Origin of the sequence: Angustibacter sp. Root456 (genome assembly GCF_001426435.1) — a bacterium.
GTDB lineage: Bacteria > Actinomycetota > Actinomycetes > Actinomycetales > Angustibacteraceae > Angustibacter.
The window spans coordinates 471,701-487,711 of the sequence record NZ_LMER01000014.1 but is presented as its reverse complement, the minus strand read 5'-3'; the positions used below and the strand labels follow the sequence as shown (position 1 = coordinate 487,711).

Here is a 16,011-nt window from a genome sequence, read left to right as displayed (position 1 = left end):
CAGCACCCCGGCCTCGACCGCCGCCCGTGTCGGGGCCAGCTCGACCGACAGCACCGAGCGGTACAGGCGCTCGGCCCGCTTACCCAACCCGGCGGCCTGCCCCGGCTTCAGGTCCGCCACCACCGAACGCAGCCACGCACCGGCCGTCCGGGTGCCGTCCTGCCCGGGGATCCCGCGACCGTCGACCTCACCCAGCACCCGCAGGGTCTGGCCCTGGCTGCGGCGCCGTGCCCGGTCCAGCGCGGCCGCCACCGTCTTCAACGCCGGGTCGGGCAGCTGCCACAGCGGCAGCGCACTGAGGCGGTCCAAGACCTCCTCGAGGTCGGACAGCACGACGTCCAGCGCTGTCGCGCCGCCGCCGTCCGCCCGATTCGTCATGCGACAAACCTACGCACTGCCCCCCACGGACGCGCCGCCCCGCAAGAGGTCTGTGGACAACTACTCCCACTTCGTCAACTGTGGAAAACTCGACCGGACGCCGCTCCACCCTCAGTCGGCCATGAGCTGAGTTCCCGCTGAGAGGAAGAGCCGAAAGACCGCCACGCCGGCGGCGCCGCCCACGACCGCGCCGGCCAGGCCCAGCAGCCATGGTGGCAGTGCGCGCAGCCGCACCACGCGGTACGCGAGGCGAGACGTCGTCCTCGCCGTGCCCAGACCCAGTGCGGCTGCGAGCCCCAGCGCGAGGGCTGGCGTGCACAGCACCATCAGCACATCCCGCGTCGGCATCCCACCACCGAGACCCTCGCCCACGAAGCCCACGAAGACCAGGCCGAAGTACCCGATCGCCACGGCCACGAGAGTCAGCGGCACCAGCCAGACGGCGCTCAACCCCACGGCCCAGTGAGCCGCCGCCTGGCGCCGAGCGTGTGAGGGCCCGCTCATGCACAGCCCAGGAGCCGACGGCGAGGGTCTGCCAGGCTCGTCGTGCACACTCCTGTGGTCGAGCCGGCCCGACGCCTGGTCACGTCAGTCGCGCTTGGCGCCGAACATGATGTCGTCCCAGCTGGGCACGCTCGCCCGACGGCCCTTGGCGCGGGCGGGCGCCCGGTGGCGCGCCGTGGCTTCGCTGCGCGTGTCGTCGTTCCCTTCGGGCTCGGCGGCGTCAGTCGAGCCGGGGGCGGCGTCGTCGCCGAGGCCGTCCATCGCGTCGATGCCGTCCATCGCGTCGATGCCGTGCACCGCGTCGATGCCGGCGTTCTGCGGCCGGATCTCGTCACCGGATTCGTCTGCGTCGTCCTCGGCGCGCCCGTCGGCGTCCTCGGTGACTGCGCTCGCGTCGAGCGGCCCGGTCGGCCCGGTCATCTGGTCGGCGAGCGGCCAGCGTCGGGCCGGGTGACGCGGCTCGGAGCCGGTCGGGTCGTCGTCCACGAGTGCGGGCGTCTCGGGGTCCTCGAGCAGCGACGGCGGGAGCTGCGACGTCGCGGGGTGAGCGGCCGGGGGGTCACCCAGGAGGGTCGGGTCGAGCTCGAGCGGCTCCGGGCGGGCCGGACGTCGCCGCCGTGCCGGGTGCAGCGCTCCCGGCACGTCAGCCGGGTCGGCGCCGCCGTCGTGCGGTCGCCGGGTGCGGTGCAGGTCGCGCTCGCGTCGGCGGCTGCGCATCGCGGTCATGAGGTCGAGCGGGCCGGACGCCGGCTCGTGGACCCCGCCGTCGGCCTCGACGTCGTACACCGAGCCACCCGCAAGCCCGGACGCGCCGTTCGGCACGGCAGCCAGACGCACGGTGCCCAGCGGACCATCGCCCTCCGGCACCTGCTCGCTGAGCCACCGGGCCTCGTCGTCCGCCGGCGTGACGGAGCGCGCTGCCACGTCGAGGTGCCAGCGGGCCTGGCGGTCGCGACCTCCTGCGGCGAACGACACGGCGACGGTCCACGGACCCTCGTCGGCACGCCAGCTGTCCCACGTAGCGGCCTCGGCGTCCACACCCCGCGCGACGAGGCGGCGCTTGACCTCGGCGCCCAGCGTGGGGGAGTCCCCGCCTCGTCGACGCAGCACGACGTCACGCGCGAGCTGGGCGACGTGCTCGCGCTCGGCGAGCACCGGCCCCTCGTACCGGCGGACGCGCTCGAGCGGCCAGCCGGACGCCTCGGCGACCTGCTCGGCGGTCGCGCCGGCGCGGATCCGGGCCTGCACCTCACGAGGGCGCAGCTCGCCACCGATCTGGATCTGCAGCTGGCCCAGGTGGGCGCGGTCGCGCCGGACGGCAGCGCGCAGCGCCTCGTTCACGACGAGCGTGTAGCGCTGACCGTCGTCGTCGCTGAGCACCAGGTGCTCGCCGTCGTCGTGGACGCCGACGAGCCGCAGGTCGGGCATGTCCAGCTCCTCTTGTCGTGGGCACCACCGACTGTGCCACCCGAATCGCCCGAAGCGGTGCAGGCGCGCCACGCGAACCGCGCCCGAGGACGACGCGGGCAGCTGCCACCGGCACAATCAGGCCGTGACCAGCTCCTCAGCCTCTCCCTCCGACTCCGCGTCCGCTGCCGCCGACCTCGCGCCGTACGACGCCGTGCTGCTGCTGTCGTTCGGCGGCCCCGAGCAGCCCGACGACGTGATGCCGTTCCTGCGCAACGTGACGCGCGGGCGCGGCATCCCGGACGAGCGGCTGGCCGAGGTCGCCGAGCACTACCACCACTTCGGCGGCCGCAGCCCCATCAACGACCAGAACCGCGCCCTGCTCGACGCCCTGCGCGCCGAGCTGCGGGCACGCGGCGTCGACCTGCCGGTGCTGTGGGGCAACCGGAACTGGGCGCCGTTCGTCACCGACACCCTGCGCGAGGCCCACGAGCAGGGGCTGCGCCGCGTCGTGACCCTCACGACGAGCGCGTACTCGTCGTACTCGAGCTGCCGGCAGTACCGCGAGGACCTCGCCGGCGCGCTGCTCACGCTGGCGCAGGAGGGGCGCGAGCTGGCCGTCGACAAGATCCGCCAGTACTTCAACCACCCCGGCTTCGTCGAGCCGAACGTGCGCGCCGCGCTGGAGGCCCTGCGGCAGGTGCCCGAGGGCTCCCACCTGGTCTTCGTCACCCACTCCATCCCCGACGCCATGGACGACGCGAGCGGCCCGGGCGGCGACCTCAGCCCCGCCTACTCGGACCAGCACCGCGACGTCGCAGGCGTGATCGCCGACGCTGTCGGTCGCGAGCTCGGCCGCGCGGTGCCGTGGGAGCTCGTGTACTGCTCGCGGTCGGGGCCACCGTCGCAGCCGTGGCTGGAGCCGGATGTCGGCGACCACCTGCGAGCCCTGCACACGGCCGGTGCGCCCGGGGCCGCGGTGTGCCCGATCGGGTTCGTCAGCGACCACCTCGAGGTCAAGTACGACCTCGACACCGAGGCCCACGAGGTGGCCGACGAGATCGGGTTGCCGTTCGCCCGCGCGGCCACGGTGGGCACCGACGCGCAGTTCGTCAGCGCGCTCGTCGACCTGCTCGTCGAGCGCGCGGCGCAGGCGCGGGGCCAGGACCCTGAGCGTCCGACGCTCGGCGCGCGACCGCCGGTGCGTTCGACCTGCCCGGTGGGCTGCTGTCGCAACCTGCGGGCCGAGCGCCCAGCCGCGTGCGGCGCCGACTGGGAACCCCCCGTGGTGGCGGGGCGGTGACCTCCTCGGCCGACTCCGCGCTCGCTCACGACCTGCTCGTCCTCGCTGAGCGCGCGGCGCGTGCCGCGGGCGACCTCATCCGCGACGAGCGCCCCGACCGGCTGGGGGTCAGCGCCACCAAGACCAGCCCCACCGACGTCGTCACCGTCATGGACGAGCGCAGCGAGGCCCTGCTGCGTGACCTGCTGCTGCGGGAGCGGCCGGACGACGGCCTGCTGGGCGAGGAGGGCGGCGGTCGGGCGGGCAGCACGGGCATCACGTGGGTCGTCGACCCCATCGACGGCACCGTGAACTACCTCTACGGTCTGCCCGCCTACGCCGTGAGCGTGGCAGCGGTCACCGGCGACGTGCGAGGCGGCGACTGGGACGTCCTCGCGGGGTGCGTCCACAACCCGGCGAGCGGCGAGACGTTCACGGCGGCGCGCGGTGGTGGCGCGTTCCTCGACGGCCGGCCGCTGCGCGTCAGCGACGTCAGCGACCCCGCGCAGGCGCTCGTGGCCACGGGCTTCGGCTACGAGGCCGAGCGCCGTCGTCGCCAGGCCGAGGTCGTGGCCGCCGTCCTGCCGCAGGTGCGCGACATCCGCCGGCTCGGCAGCGCGGCGATCGACCTGTGCCAGGTGGCGTGCGGCCGCGTCGACGCGTACTTCGAGCGCGGCCTGCAGCCGTGGGACATGGCGGCCGGCACCCTCGTCGCCCGGGAGGCGGGCGCGATCGTGTCCGGCCTCGCGGGGGCCGCGCCGGGGGAGCAGTTCGTGCTCGCGGCCGGCCCTTCGCTGCACGCCGCGCTGGAGCAGATCCTGGCGCCGTTGCGTCCGGATGCCGACGCGGTGTGAGGGCGCGCAGAGTGATCAGGCACAATCCCTGTTCCGGTCGGGCACAAACTCGGGGTCCCCTGCGTTAGACCCGCCGCGAGGGCGAGCACGCGCCAACCAGCACCACCGTAGGTAGCACGACCGTCCAGCACGAACGGCGCCACCAGCGCCACAGCACCACCCGGCAGCACAGCGAGCCCGGCACACCAGCGAGACCCCGCGGAGGGCGACCCACACATGGCGACCGATTACGACGCGCCGCGCAAGACCGACGACGACCTGAACGAAGACAGCATCGAGGAGCTCAAGGCCCGCCGGGTCGACAAGAGCTCGTCGTCGGTCGACGTCGACGAGACCGAGCAGGCCGAGGGCTACGAGCTGCCCGGAGCCGACCTGTCGAACGAAGAGCTGTCCGTCCGCGTCCTGCCCCGCCAGGCGGACGAGTTCACCTGCTCGCGCTGCTTCCTGGTGAAGCACCGCAGCCAGCTCTCGGGCGAGTCCGGCGGCCAGCCGGTCTGCCTCGAGTGCGCTTGAGGCTTCAGCGCACCCGCTTCACTCAGCTCGACGTCGGCGGCTCGCCGCGCCCCGGGCCGGCCGAGGAGGACGCCTCCTTGGCCCGCTCGAGGGCCGCGGCGAGCCGCTGCGGCGTTCGGGACGAGACCAGCCAGTACGGCGTGGGGTCGGCCGGGTCGACCACCTCGATCACGACACCGCCCGGCACCCACGACCGCTGGCACAGGTAAGCCCGGGCGTCCGCCTCGGGTCCGCGCAGGGCGCGCATGCGCTCCGGCGTCACGGCCTTGACGCGGCCGACGAAGCGCACCGGCATCTGCGCGCGCCCGGCCCGCAGCTCGCCGTCGCGCACCTCGATGCGGGCGCTGGTCAGCCACAGGCCGACTGCGGCGCCCACCATGGCAGCCGCCGCCGTGGTGAAGGCGACCACCGGGCCCAGGGAGGGCAGGAACACCAGCCCCAGCGTCGCGGCCACGCCCAGCGCCGCCACCCAGGCCCACGGGCCGGGCAGCAACGTCTCTCGATGGGCGGCCGGGGCGGGGCTCTGCTCGCTCACCCGCCCAGGGTGGCACGCGCACACCCAGCTCCAGGGACTAGGGTCGCTGTGCGATGACACACCCCGAGAGCGCGCCGGTGGTCGAGGTCCTGCTCCAGCAGCTGGACGGCGACCTGCCCCTGCCGACGTACGCGCACCCCGGTGACGCCGGGGCCGACCTCATGACGCGCGTCGACGTCACGCTGCAGCCGGGTGAGCGGGCGAGCGTGCCGACAGGCGTGGCCATCGCCCTGCCTGTCGGGTACGCGGCGTTCGTGCACCCCCGTTCGGGGCTCGCGGCGCGGCACGGCGTCACCACGCTGAACGCGCCCGGCACGATCGACTGCGGCTACCGCGGGGAGATCCACGTCAACCTGGTCAACACCGACCGCACCCAGCCCGTCACGCTCAGTCGGGGCGACCGGGTCGCGCAGCTGGTGGTGCAGCGGGTCGAGCAGGCAGCTTTCCGGGTCGTGCCCGAGCTGCCGGAGTCTTCGCGGGGCGCCGGAGGCCACGGGTCAACCGGCGGCTTCGCCGGCAGCGCGCCCGCCCCTGGAACCAACATCGGGGCGTCCCTCGCCCCGGAGGGAGAGATCTCGTGAGCCTGTTCCGCCGCCGCAAGAACGACGACGACCCCACCGAGGGCGCTGAAGCGGTCGGGGTGGTCGAGAGCACTGAGGCCCTCAACGACGCCGACCACGACGCCGACGCCGACGTCGACACCGACGGCGCCGAGGCGGACCACGCGTCGTCGACGCCCGCCCGGGCGCACACCTTCGACCGCTCGGGTGGCCCGTTCGACCGCAGCGAGGTCGACGGGCCCGAGAACCGTCTCGACCTCGGCGCCCTGTGGGTGCCGCTCGTCGAGGGCATGGAGCTGCAGCTGCAGATGGACGAGGGCACCGGCCAGGTGACCGGCGTCTTCGTCGTCCTCGGCGACTCCGCCGTGCAGGTGCAGGCGTTCGCCGCCCCGCGCAGCGAGGGCATCTGGGCCGAGGTGTGCGACGAGATCGCCGCAGGCATCACCGAGCAGGGCGGCACCGCCGACCCCGGGTACGGCGCCTTCGGGCGCGAGCTGCTGGCGCGTGTGCCGAGCCAGCAGCCCGACGGCAAGGTGGGCTTCCAGCCGCTGCGCTTCACCGGCGTCGACGGCCCGCGCTGGCTGCTGCGGGCGGTGTTCCACGGCCGGGCCGCCATCGAGCCCGAGAACGCCCGCCAGCTCGAGGAGCTCGTCGCCCAGGTGGTGGTCGACCGCGGCACGGAGCCGATGGGGCCGCGCGAGCTGCTGCCGCTGCACCTGCCGGACGGCGCCGTGGCGGGGGAGCCGCCCGCCGACGCCGACCCGCGCGAGCAGATCGCGCACGACGAGCAGCCGCAGGGGTATGACGACCTGTCGCCGTACGAGCGTGGTCCGGAGATCACCGAACGGCGGTGAGGCGCGAGCCTGCCACGCCGTTACGCTGGAGCCATGGGTGAGAGCCGCGGACGCCTGCGGTCGGTGCTGCACCGGCTGTCGAGCTCCGACCAGACCCTCGAGGCCGAGGACCTGCGTGAGACCTCAGACCGCTTCGGTGGGACGCCGGTGCAGGAGCTTCCCGACCGTCGCACCGCCTGCGTCTGCGGCACGCTGAAGTCCGTCACGCTGCGGCCGCGGGCCGGCGTCCCGGCGCTCGTCGCGGAGCTCTACGACGGCACGGGCATCCTGCACGTCGTCTGGCTGGGCCGGCGCCAGATCGCCGGCATCGAGCCCGGACGACGCATCCGCGTCCTCGGACGCGTCGCGCAGCGCGACGGCAAGCCCGTCGTGTTCAACCCGTCGTACGACCTGCTGCCCGGCGGCACCGAGTGATCGCGTGGTGAGCCTGCTCGGGCACGTGCCGCCGGGCGCGACCACGGTCGAGGAGGTCGTGCGGCATCGCCTGGCGGAGGGCGTCGGGGGGATCCGCGGGTCGGTCGAGGCCGCGCTGCCCACGGTCGCTTTCGTGATCGCCTGGTCGGCGTCGCACGACGTGCGCATCTCGTTGGGTGCCGCGGCGGCGTGCGTCGTCGTCACGCTCGCCGTGCGCCTGGTGCAGCGGCAGACCCCCAAGTTCGCGTTGAGCAGCCTGGGGGCGCTCGCGATCGCGGCGTTCTTCGCGCTGCGCAGCGGCCGGGCCGAGGACGCGTTCCTACCGGGCATCCTGTACAGCTGCGCGCTGCTCGCCGTCAGCCTGCTCTCGGTGGTCACGCGCTGGCCGATGATCGGCTTCATCGTCGGCGCGACGCATCCGGAGGACCCCCTCGCCTGGCGCACGCACGCGGGCGTCGTCCGGCTGTGCCAGCGGCTCACGTTGGTGCTCGCGGGTCTGTACGCCGTGCGCGCGGTGGTGATGGTGCCGCTCTACCTCGCCGACCAGGTGACGTGGCTCGCCATCACGAAGATCGCGCTCGGCTGGCCGCTCTACCTGGTGGCCGTCGCGGCGATGGGAGCGTTGCTGCTCAAGGGCCACACACCGCTCGACCCCGCCGACGTCGCGAACTGAGCGGCCGGCCGAGTCCCTCGCCGACCTGCGACTGGTGACGCGTTCGCGACCCTTCGTCGGCTCGCAAGGGTCGCCAAGGCGTCACAAGTGCGGATGGTGAGCCGGGCTCAGGAGTCCGCGGGCCGCGCGATGCGGTGACCCGGCGACAGCATCTGCTCCAGAGCCTGCTCGCTCTCGGGCACGGTGAGGAACAGCAGCTCGTCGCGGGCCTCGAGCGCGTCGTCGCGGCTGGGGGCGATGGGCCGGTCCTCGCGGATGATGCCGACCAGCACGCTGTCGGCCGGCCAGGTGATGTCGCCCACCCGCTTGCCGGCGTACGGCGAGCTGTCGGGCAGCGTCATCTCGACCATCGTCGCCCGGCCTTGCTGGAACTGGAAGATCCGCACCAGGTCGCCGACGCTCACGGCCTCCTCGACGAGCGCGGTCATCAGCCGAGGCGTCGACACCGCGACGTCGACGCCCCACGCCTCGTCGAACATCCACTCGTTCTTCGGGTTGTTGACCCGAGCCACGGTGCGCGGCACACCGAACTCCGTCTTGGCGATGAGCGACACCACGAGGTTCGCCTTGTCGTCGCCCGTGGCCGCGACGACGACGTCGCAGCTCTCCAGCCCGGCCTCGCGCAGGTTGCTGATCTCGCAGGCGTCGGCGAGCAGCCACTCCGCCTCGGGCACCCGCTGCGTCTGGACGGCTCGCGGCTCGCGGTCGACGAGCAGCACCTGGTGTCCGTTGTTGAGCAGCTCTCGGGCGATGGACCGGCCCACGCTGCCGGCACCGGTGATGACCACGCGCATGTCAGGCCTCTCAGTCGTGGGTGGGGGGCGTGTCGAGCGCGGCCTCCGCGTACGGCAGGTCGTTCTCGGCGACCGCGACGTGCACGAGGTCGCCGTCCTGGTACATCGTGTCGGGGCCGGGCACCATCGCCTCGCCCAGCCGGGTCACGTAGGCGACCCGGAACGCCACGTTCGCGGTCAGCTCGTCGAAGCGATGACCCACCCAGTCCGCGTGCACGGGGATCTCCGCCAGCACGACCTTGCCGCTCGGGTCGCGGAACAACGGGCTAGCGCCCACGGGCAGCAGCCGACGCAGCATCTGGTCGGCCGTCCAGCGCACGGTGGCGACCGTGGGGATGCCGAGCCGCTGGTAGATCTCCGCGCGACCGGGGTCGTAGATGCGAGCGACGACGTTCTCGACGCCGAACGTCTCGCGAGCCACGCGGGCGGCCAGGATGTTGGAGTTGTCGCCGCTGCTCACGGCCGCGAACGCGTAGGCCCGCTCGATGCCTGCCTCGCGCTGGGTGTCGCGGTCGAAGCCGACACCCGTCACCCGGCGGCCCTCGAACGACGCACCGAGCCGCCGGAAGGCGCTCTCGTCCTGGTCGATGACGGCCACGTCATGCCCCTGCGACTCCAGGCTGTGGGCCAGGGTCGAGCCGACACGCCCACAGCCCATGATCACGAAGTGCACGACGCTCTCTCCTGGCTGGTCAGCTGGTGTCATCGGCGCGGGGTGCGAGCACACGCTCAGGCACCCGACGACCGTCCCGCACGCTACACGGCGCGCGAGGGCCTAGCATCAAGCACCGTGCCTCTCGCCGGACGAATCGTGAAGCGCCTGCTGGTGGGTCGCCCCCTGGGGAGCGACCGCCTGCACGAGACGCTGCTGCCCAAGCGGATCGCTCTGCCGGTGTTCGCCAGTGACGCGCTGTCGTCCGTGGCCTACGCCCCCGACGAGATCTTCCTGACCCTGTCGGTGGCCGGCGTCTCGGCCTACGCCTTCAGCTGGAAGCTAGGCCTGGTCGTCGCGATGGTCATGCTGGTCGTCGTCGCGAGCTACCGGCAGAACGTCCACGCGTATCCCTCGGGTGGGGGGGACTACGAGGTCGCGACGACGAACCTGGGCCGCACCGCCGGCCTGACGGTCGCCAGCGCGTTGCTCGTCGACTACGTGCTCACGGTCGCGGTGTCGATCTCGTCGGCGTCGCAGTACGCGGCCTCGGCGATACCTGCGCTGAAGGGTCACGAGGCGGCGGCGGCGGTCGTCGCGGTGTGCGTCATCACCGCCATGAACCTGCGGGGGGTGCGCGAGTCCGGGTCGGCGTTCGCGATCCCGACCTACGTGTTCATGGCCTCGATCATCGGCATGGGGCTGTGGGGGTTCGCCCGGTACTTCTTCGGCGACCTGCCCGTCGCCGAGAGCGCCAAGTTCACGGTCGAGGGGGCGTCGCAGTACGAGGGTGGCCTGGCCACGCTCGCCGGCGGGTTCCTGCTGCTGCGCGCGTTCTCGTCCGGATGCGCGGCCCTGACCGGTGTCGAGGCCATCAGCAACGGTGTGCCGGCCTTCCGTAAGCCCAAGAGCCGCAACGCGGCCACCACGCTGGCGCTGCTCGGGGGGATCGCCGTCACGATGCTGCTCTCGGTCATCGTGCTGGCCCGCATCATGCACGTGCGCATCGTCGACGCGGCCGGCGTCGGCGGCCACCTGCTGCTCAACGGTCAGCGGGGGAGCGCAGGGCCGGGCGACTCGTTCGTCTTCCCGGACGGCACGACGTACACGCAGGAGCCGGTGATCGGCCAGCTCGCGCGGGCCGTGTTCGACCACTTCTCGCCGATGTTCTACGTCGTCGCGGCCGCCACCGGCATCATCCTGGTGCTCGCCGCCAACACCGCCTTCAACGGTTTCCCGGTGCTCGGCTCGATCCTGGCGCGGGACGGCTACCTGCCGCGTCAGCTGCACACCCGCGGCGACCGGCTCGCGTTCAGCAACGGCATCCTGGCGCTCGCGGCGGCGGCCATCGTGCTCATCCTGGCTTTCGACGCCCAGGTGACCCGGCTGATCCAGCTGTACATCGTCGGGGTGTTCGTGTCGTTCACGACGAGCCAGATCGGCATGATCCGGCACTGGAACCGCAACCTGCGCACGACGTCTGACCGCAGTGAGCGCCTGCGCATGCAGCGCAGCCGCGTGATCAACGCCCTCGGTGCCGGTGTGACGGGCGTGGTGCTGGTCGTCGTCCTCATCACCAAGTTCCTGCTCGGTGCCTGGATCGCCATCGCCGCGATGGTCGTCGTGTTCCTGCTCATGCGCAGCATCAAGGGCCACTACAGCCGGGTAGCGGCCGAGCTCGCGCCCGAGGCGGACGGCTCGGACATCACGCTGCCCTCGCACGTGCACGCGCTGGTGCTCGTCTCCAAGCTGCATCGGCCCACCTTGCGGGCGCTGGCCTACGCCCGCGCGACCCGGCCGTCGTACCTCGAGGGCATCAGCGTGAACGTCGATCCGGACGAGACGGCCGCCTTGCAGGCGGAGTGGGACCGCCGGGGCATCCCGGTGCCGTTGAAGTCGCTTGACTCGCCGTACCGCGAGATCAGCCGGCCAGTGGTCGACTACGTGCGCTCGATCCGCAGCAACAACCCCCGCGACGTCGTGATGGTCTACATCCCCGAGTACGTCGTCGGGCACTGGTGGGAGCAGCTCCTGCACAACCAGAGCGCCTTGCGGCTCAAGGCCCGGTTGCTCTTCACGCCCGGCGTCATGGTCGCCAGCGTGCCGTGGCAGCTGCGCTCGTCGCAGGGGACGGACGAACGGGCGCCCGGCTACGCCGCTGGTGCTGTGCGCCGCGGGCCGGCCAGCCCGGGAGGCGGGTCCCACTGAGTATCGACACCCGAGGCGACGACCTCGTGGGCACCGACGTCGAGCTGGACGTCGGCGCCGTGGCCCACGGCGGCCACTGCGTGGCCCGCTGGGAGGGGCGCGTGGTGTTCGTCCGGCACACCCTGCCCGGCGAGCGGGTGCGAGCCCGGATCACCGAGGGGGGCGACGGTTCGCGGTTCCTGCGGGCGGACGCGATCGAGGTGCTGCAGGCCTCGCCCGACCGCGTGGAGCCGCGCTGCCCCTTCAGCGGGCCGGGTCGCTGCGGCGGCTGCGACTGGCAGCACGCCTCGCTCGACGCCCAGCGCCGGCTGAAGGCCGATGTCGTCCACGAGCAGCTGCAGCGGCTGGGTGGCCTGGACGTGCCGGTGACGGTCGAGCCGGTGCCGGGGGACGTCGACGGCCTGGCCTGGCGCACCAGGGTGCAGCACGCGGTGACGCCCGACGGCCACCTCGGGCTGCGGGCGCACCGCTCGCACCACGTGGTGGCGATCGACGCCTGCCCGATCGCCGACCCCAGGGTGCAGGACGTCGAGCGCGCCGTGCCGCGGTGGCCGGGAGCAGCGCGCGTCGAGGTCGTCGCACCCTCGGGTGAGGCCACGCCGCTCGTGCTCGTCGAGCCGGTCGGACGCCGCACCCCGCCGGTGCCGCCGTCCGCCGAGCTCGACGCGGCGGTGGCGATCACGGGCCGCGACGGCCTGGAGCGTGTGCGCGGACGCACCTGGGTGAGCGAGGACGTCACGGTCGGCAGCTGGCACGCCCGTCTTCGGGTGACCGGGTCCGGCTTCTGGCAGGTGCACCCCGGTGCGGCTGCGACGCTCGTGGGAGCGGTGCTCGACCAGCTCGACCCGCAGCCGGGGGAGCAGGCGCTCGACCTGTACGCGGGCGTCGGGCTGTTCACCGCCGCTCTGGCCGAGGGCGTGGGGCCGCAGGGTGCGGTGCTCGCGGTCGAGGGGGACGCCCAGGCGGTGCGCGACGCGCGGCGCAACCTGCACGACCTCACGCACGTCGCCATCACCGCGGGCCGGGTCGACCGCGTGCTCGGGGCTGCGGTCGAGCAGGGCCTGCAGGCCGACCTGGTGGTGCTCGACCCGCCGCGCACCGGTGCCGGACGCCGGGTCGTCGAGCAGGTGGTCGCGGTGCGGCCGCGCGCCGTCGTCTACGTCGCCTGCGACCCCGCAGCGCTGGCCCGCGACGTCCGCACCTTCGCCGAGCACGGCTACCGCCTCGACGCGCTGCGCGCCTTCGACTGCTTCCCGATGACCCACCACGTGGAGTGCGTGGCACGGCTCGTGCCGGCCGGCGACTGACGTCTCCTGGACTGCAGCGGGTGGCCGCCAGTGCTCGTGAGGGGGAGGATCGAGGCGGTGCGACACGCTGGAATTTATCTCGATGTCAAGATACTGTGACCTTGACGCATTCGGCACAGGGACAGGAGCAGCGGTGAGCCAGGACAGCTTCGGCGCCAAGGGCGCCCTCACGGTCGGCGACCAGGCCTACACGGTCTTCCGCTTGGCGGGGATCGACGGCGCGGACGACCTTCCGTACAGCCTCAAGGTGCTGCTCGAGAACCTGCTGCGCACCGAGGACGGCGCCAACATCACCGCCGACCACGTGCGCGCGGTGGCGCAGTGGGACCCCTCCGCGGAGCCTGACACCGAGATCCAGTTCACCCCTGCCCGCGTGCTGATGCAGGACTTCACCGGCGTCCCGTGCATCGTCGACCTCGCCACGATGCGCGAGGCCGTCAAGGAGCTCGGCGGCGACCCGGCCAAGATCAACCCGCTCGCGCCGGCCGAGATGGTCATCGACCACTCCGTCATCGCCGACGTCTTCGGCCGCGAGGACGCCTTCGAGCGCAACGTCGAGCTGGAGTACCAGCGCAACGGCGAGCGCTACCAGTTCCTGCGCTGGGGCCAGAGCGCCTTCGACGACTTCAAGGTCGTCCCGCCGGGCACCGGCATCGTGCACCAGGTCAACATCGAGCACCTGGCCCGCACGGTCATGACCCGCGAGGTCGACGGCGAGCTGCGCGCCTACCCCGACACCTGCGTCGGCACCGACTCGCACACGACGATGGTCAACGGCATCGGCGTCCTCGGCTGGGGCGTGGGTGGCATCGAGGCCGAGGCCGCGATGCTCGGCCAGCCCGTGTCGATGCTCATCCCGCGCGTCGTCGGCTTCAAGCTCACCGGTGAGATCCCGGCGGGCGCCACGGCCACCGACGTCGTGCTCACCATCACCGAGCAGCTGCGTGCGCACGGCGTCGTCGGCAAGTTCGTCGAGTTCTACGGCGAGGGCGTCTCGGCCGTGCCGCTGGCCAACCGCGCCACCATCGGCAACATGAGCCCGGAGTTCGGCTCCACCTGCGCGATCTTCCCGATCGACGACGTGACGATCGAGTACCTGCGCCTCACCGGCCGCGACGAGACGCACGTGGCGCTGGTCGAGGCCTACGCCAAGGAGCAGGGCCTCTGGCACGACCCGTCGCGCGAGCCGCGGTTCAGCGAGCACCTCGAGCTCGACCTGTCGACGGTGGTGCCGAGCATCGCCGGGCCCAAGCGACCGCAGGACCGCGTCGAGCTGTCGAAGGCCAAGGCCGGCTTCCGCGAGGTGCTCCCGGCGTACGTCAGCCACCGCGAGGGTGACCACGTGCTCGGCGACAGCTTCCCGGCGTCCGACCCGCCGACCCCCGACTCCGCCCAGCCCCAGAACGGCGCGCCCGTGCACGACGGCGACGTCGACGTCCGGCCAGCGCGCCCGACGACGATCACGCTCGACGGGCAGGACGTCGAGATCGACCACGGCGCGGTCGCGATCGCCTCGATCACCAGCTGCACCAACACGTCCAACCCGTCGGTGATGGTGGGCGCGGGGCTACTGGCGAAGAAGGCCGTCGAGGCCGGCCTGGCGCGCAAGCCGTGGGTGAAGACCTCGCTCGCCCCGGGCAGCAAGGTCGTCACCGGCTACTACGACAAGTCGGGCCTCACGCCCTACCTGGAGAAGCTCGGCTTCTACCTGGTCGGCTACGGCTGCACCACCTGCATCGGCAACTCCGGCCCGATCATCGACGAGGTGTCGGCCGCGGTGAACGAGCACGACCTCGCCGTCACGTCCGTGCTGTCGGGCAACCGCAACTTCGAGGGCCGGATCAACCCGGACGTGAAGATGAACTACCTGGCGTCCCCGCCGCTGGTCATCGCCTACGCCCTGGCCGGCACGATGGACTTCGACTTCGAGCGCGAGCCACTCGGCCAGGACGCCTCCGGCAAGGACGTGTTCCTGCGTGACATCTGGCCCACGCCGGCCGAGGTCGACCAGGTCATCGCGAGCTCGCTCAACAAGGAGATGTTCACCAGCGACTACGCCGACGTCTTCGCCGGGGACGAGCGCTGGCAGTCGCTGCCCACCCCCACCGGCGACACCTTCGACTGGGACGCCGACTCCACCTACGTGCGCAAGCCCCCGTACTTCGAGGGCATGCAGCGCGAGCCGGAGGCCGTCGCCGACGTCCACGGCGCCCGGGTGCTGGCCCTGCTCGGTGACTCGGTGACCACCGACCACATCAGCCCGGCCGGCTCGATCAAGGCCGACAGCCCGGCGGGTCGCTACCTCGCCGAGCACGGCGTCGAGCGGCGTGACTTCAACTCCTACGGCTCGCGCCGGGGTAACCACGAGGTCATGATCCGCGGCACGTTCGCCAACATCCGGCTCAAGAACCTGCTGCTCGACGGCGTCGAGGGTGGCTTCACCAAGAACCTCCTGACGGGGGAGCAGGACACCATCTACGACGCGGCCATGGCGTACGCCGAGGCCGGTGTGCCGCTCGTGGTGCTGGCCGGCAAGGAGTACGGCTCCGGCTCCAGCCGCGACTGGGCGGCCAAGGGGACGGCCCTGCTGGGCGTCAAGGTCGTGATCGCGGAGTCCTACGAGCGCATCCACCGCTCCAACCTCATCGGGATGGGCGTGCTGCCGCTGCAGTTCCCCGACGGGCAGGACGCCGCGTCCCTGGGCCTCGACGGCACCGAGACGTTCGACGTCGTCGGTGTCGAGGAGCTCAACAGCGGGTCCACGCCGCGCACGGTGAGGGTGACCGCGCGCAAGGAGTCGGGCGACACGGTGGAGTTCGACGCGCGGTTGCGCATCGACACGCCGGGGGAGGCCGACTACTACCGCAACGGCGGCATCCTGCAGTTCGTCCTGCGCTCGCTCGTCGCCGGCTGACGCCGGCTGGCGCCGGCTGGCGCTCTCGTGGCGCGTTCCTCGCTCTGGGTGATTCTGTGTGATTCGGTCACCCTGGGTGGGGAGCGCGCCACGATTCGTTGTGGGGTAAGCGTTCTCACCGGCGTTGTGCCGTCGCCGAGACCAATTTGTTGTTCCGAACCA

General features: G+C 72.6%; 15 protein-coding genes and 1 pseudogene. 10 read left to right on the top strand and 6 right to left on the bottom strand.

The window, feature by feature from the left end; translation table 11 throughout:
* The 3 genes and pseudogenes from ASD06_RS07430 to sepH form a co-directional block, all read right to left on the bottom strand.
* Positions 1-378, bottom strand: a pseudogene (locus ASD06_RS07430) (hypothetical protein); the annotation flags it as partial.
* Positions 379-489: 111 nt separating this feature from the next.
* Complete coding sequence (locus ASD06_RS07425) at positions 490-882, bottom strand: hypothetical protein (protein WP_157371566.1); 393 nt, start codon at positions 880-882, stop codon at positions 490-492.
* Between the two features lie 84 nt (positions 883-966).
* Complete coding sequence (sepH, locus tag ASD06_RS07420; RefSeq protein WP_056674956.1) at positions 967-2,310, bottom strand: septation protein SepH; 1,344 nt, start codon at positions 2,308-2,310, stop codon at positions 967-969.
* A gap of 124 nt (positions 2,311-2,434) precedes the next feature.
* On the opposite strand from sepH, the gene ASD06_RS07415 reads away from it, so the two are divergent.
* The 3 genes from ASD06_RS07415 to ASD06_RS07405 all read left to right on the top strand — a co-directional run bounded on the left by ASD06_RS07415 (position 2,435) and on the right by ASD06_RS07405 (position 4,938).
* The gene (locus tag ASD06_RS07415) at positions 2,435-3,592 is read left to right on the top strand and encodes a ferrochelatase (protein ID WP_056674954.1); all 1,158 of its coding nucleotides are present in this window, start codon (positions 2,435-2,437) and stop codon (positions 3,590-3,592) included.
* Positions 3,589-4,425, top strand: coding sequence for an inositol monophosphatase family protein (locus tag ASD06_RS07410; RefSeq protein WP_056674952.1), 837 nt, complete (start codon positions 3,589-3,591; stop codon positions 4,423-4,425). The genes ASD06_RS07415 and ASD06_RS07410 overlap by 4 nt, the downstream gene beginning before the upstream one ends.
* Before the next feature lie 216 nt (positions 4,426-4,641).
* Positions 4,642-4,938 carry a DUF4193 domain-containing protein gene (locus ASD06_RS07405; protein ID WP_056674949.1) on the top strand — a complete coding sequence of 99 codons (297 nt, stop codon included), beginning with the start codon at positions 4,642-4,644 and terminating at the stop codon, positions 4,936-4,938.
* 22 nt (positions 4,939-4,960) lie between these two features.
* Here the strand turns inward: ASD06_RS07405 and ASD06_RS07400 are convergent, their stop codons facing one another.
* A complete protein-coding gene (locus ASD06_RS07400; RefSeq protein ID WP_056674947.1) occupies positions 4,961-5,473 on the bottom strand; it encodes a DUF3093 domain-containing protein in 513 nt (170 codons plus the stop codon).
* Between the two features lie 53 nt (positions 5,474-5,526).
* Between ASD06_RS07400 and dut the strand changes: the two genes are divergently transcribed.
* The 4 genes from dut to ASD06_RS07380 are packed head-to-tail and all read left to right on the top strand — an operon-like array spanning position 5,527 to position 7,974.
* A complete protein-coding gene (dut, locus tag ASD06_RS07395) occupies positions 5,527-6,054 on the top strand; it encodes a dUTP diphosphatase (protein ID WP_056674945.1) in 528 nt (175 codons plus the stop codon).
* Positions 6,051-6,887, top strand: coding sequence for a DUF3710 domain-containing protein (locus ASD06_RS07390; RefSeq protein WP_056674942.1), 837 nt, complete (start codon positions 6,051-6,053; stop codon positions 6,885-6,887). The genes dut and ASD06_RS07390 overlap by 4 nt, the downstream gene beginning before the upstream one ends.
* Positions 6,888-6,920: 33 nt before the next feature.
* A complete protein-coding gene (locus ASD06_RS07385; protein WP_056674940.1) occupies positions 6,921-7,301 on the top strand; it encodes an OB-fold nucleic acid binding domain-containing protein in 381 nt (126 codons plus the stop codon).
* A 7-nt stretch (positions 7,302-7,308) separates the two neighbouring features.
* On the top strand, positions 7,309-7,974 hold the full coding sequence (locus ASD06_RS07380; RefSeq protein WP_200941932.1) for a DUF3159 domain-containing protein: 666 nt from the start codon (positions 7,309-7,311) through the stop codon (positions 7,972-7,974).
* Between the two features lie 107 nt (positions 7,975-8,081).
* On the opposite strand, the gene ASD06_RS07375 is transcribed toward ASD06_RS07380, so the two are convergent.
* Complete coding sequence (locus tag ASD06_RS07375; protein ID WP_056674935.1) at positions 8,082-8,768, bottom strand: TrkA family potassium uptake protein; 687 nt, start codon at positions 8,766-8,768, stop codon at positions 8,082-8,084.
* 10 nt (positions 8,769-8,778) lie between these two features.
* Positions 8,779-9,441, bottom strand: a complete 663-nt coding sequence (locus ASD06_RS07370; protein WP_056674933.1) for a TrkA family potassium uptake protein — start codon at positions 9,439-9,441, stop codon at positions 8,779-8,781.
* Between the two features lie 117 nt (positions 9,442-9,558).
* On the opposite strand from ASD06_RS07370, the gene ASD06_RS07365 reads away from it, so the two are divergent.
* The 3 genes from ASD06_RS07365 to acnA all read left to right on the top strand — a co-directional run bounded on the left by ASD06_RS07365 (position 9,559) and on the right by acnA (position 15,849).
* Entirely contained in the window at positions 9,559-11,628 is a 2,070-nt protein-coding gene (locus ASD06_RS07365) for an APC family permease (protein WP_082537785.1), read from the top strand.
* 26 nt (positions 11,629-11,654) lie between these two features.
* The gene (locus ASD06_RS07360; RefSeq protein WP_056674930.1) at positions 11,655-12,935 is read left to right on the top strand and encodes a class I SAM-dependent RNA methyltransferase; all 1,281 of its coding nucleotides are present in this window, start codon (positions 11,655-11,657) and stop codon (positions 12,933-12,935) included.
* Positions 12,936-13,017: 82 nt separating this feature from the next.
* Positions 13,018-15,849 carry an aconitate hydratase AcnA gene (gene acnA / locus ASD06_RS07355; RefSeq protein WP_056674927.1) on the top strand — a complete coding sequence of 944 codons (2,832 nt, stop codon included), beginning with the start codon at positions 13,018-13,020 and terminating at the stop codon, positions 15,847-15,849.
* Positions 15,850-16,011 lie beyond the last annotated feature (162 nt).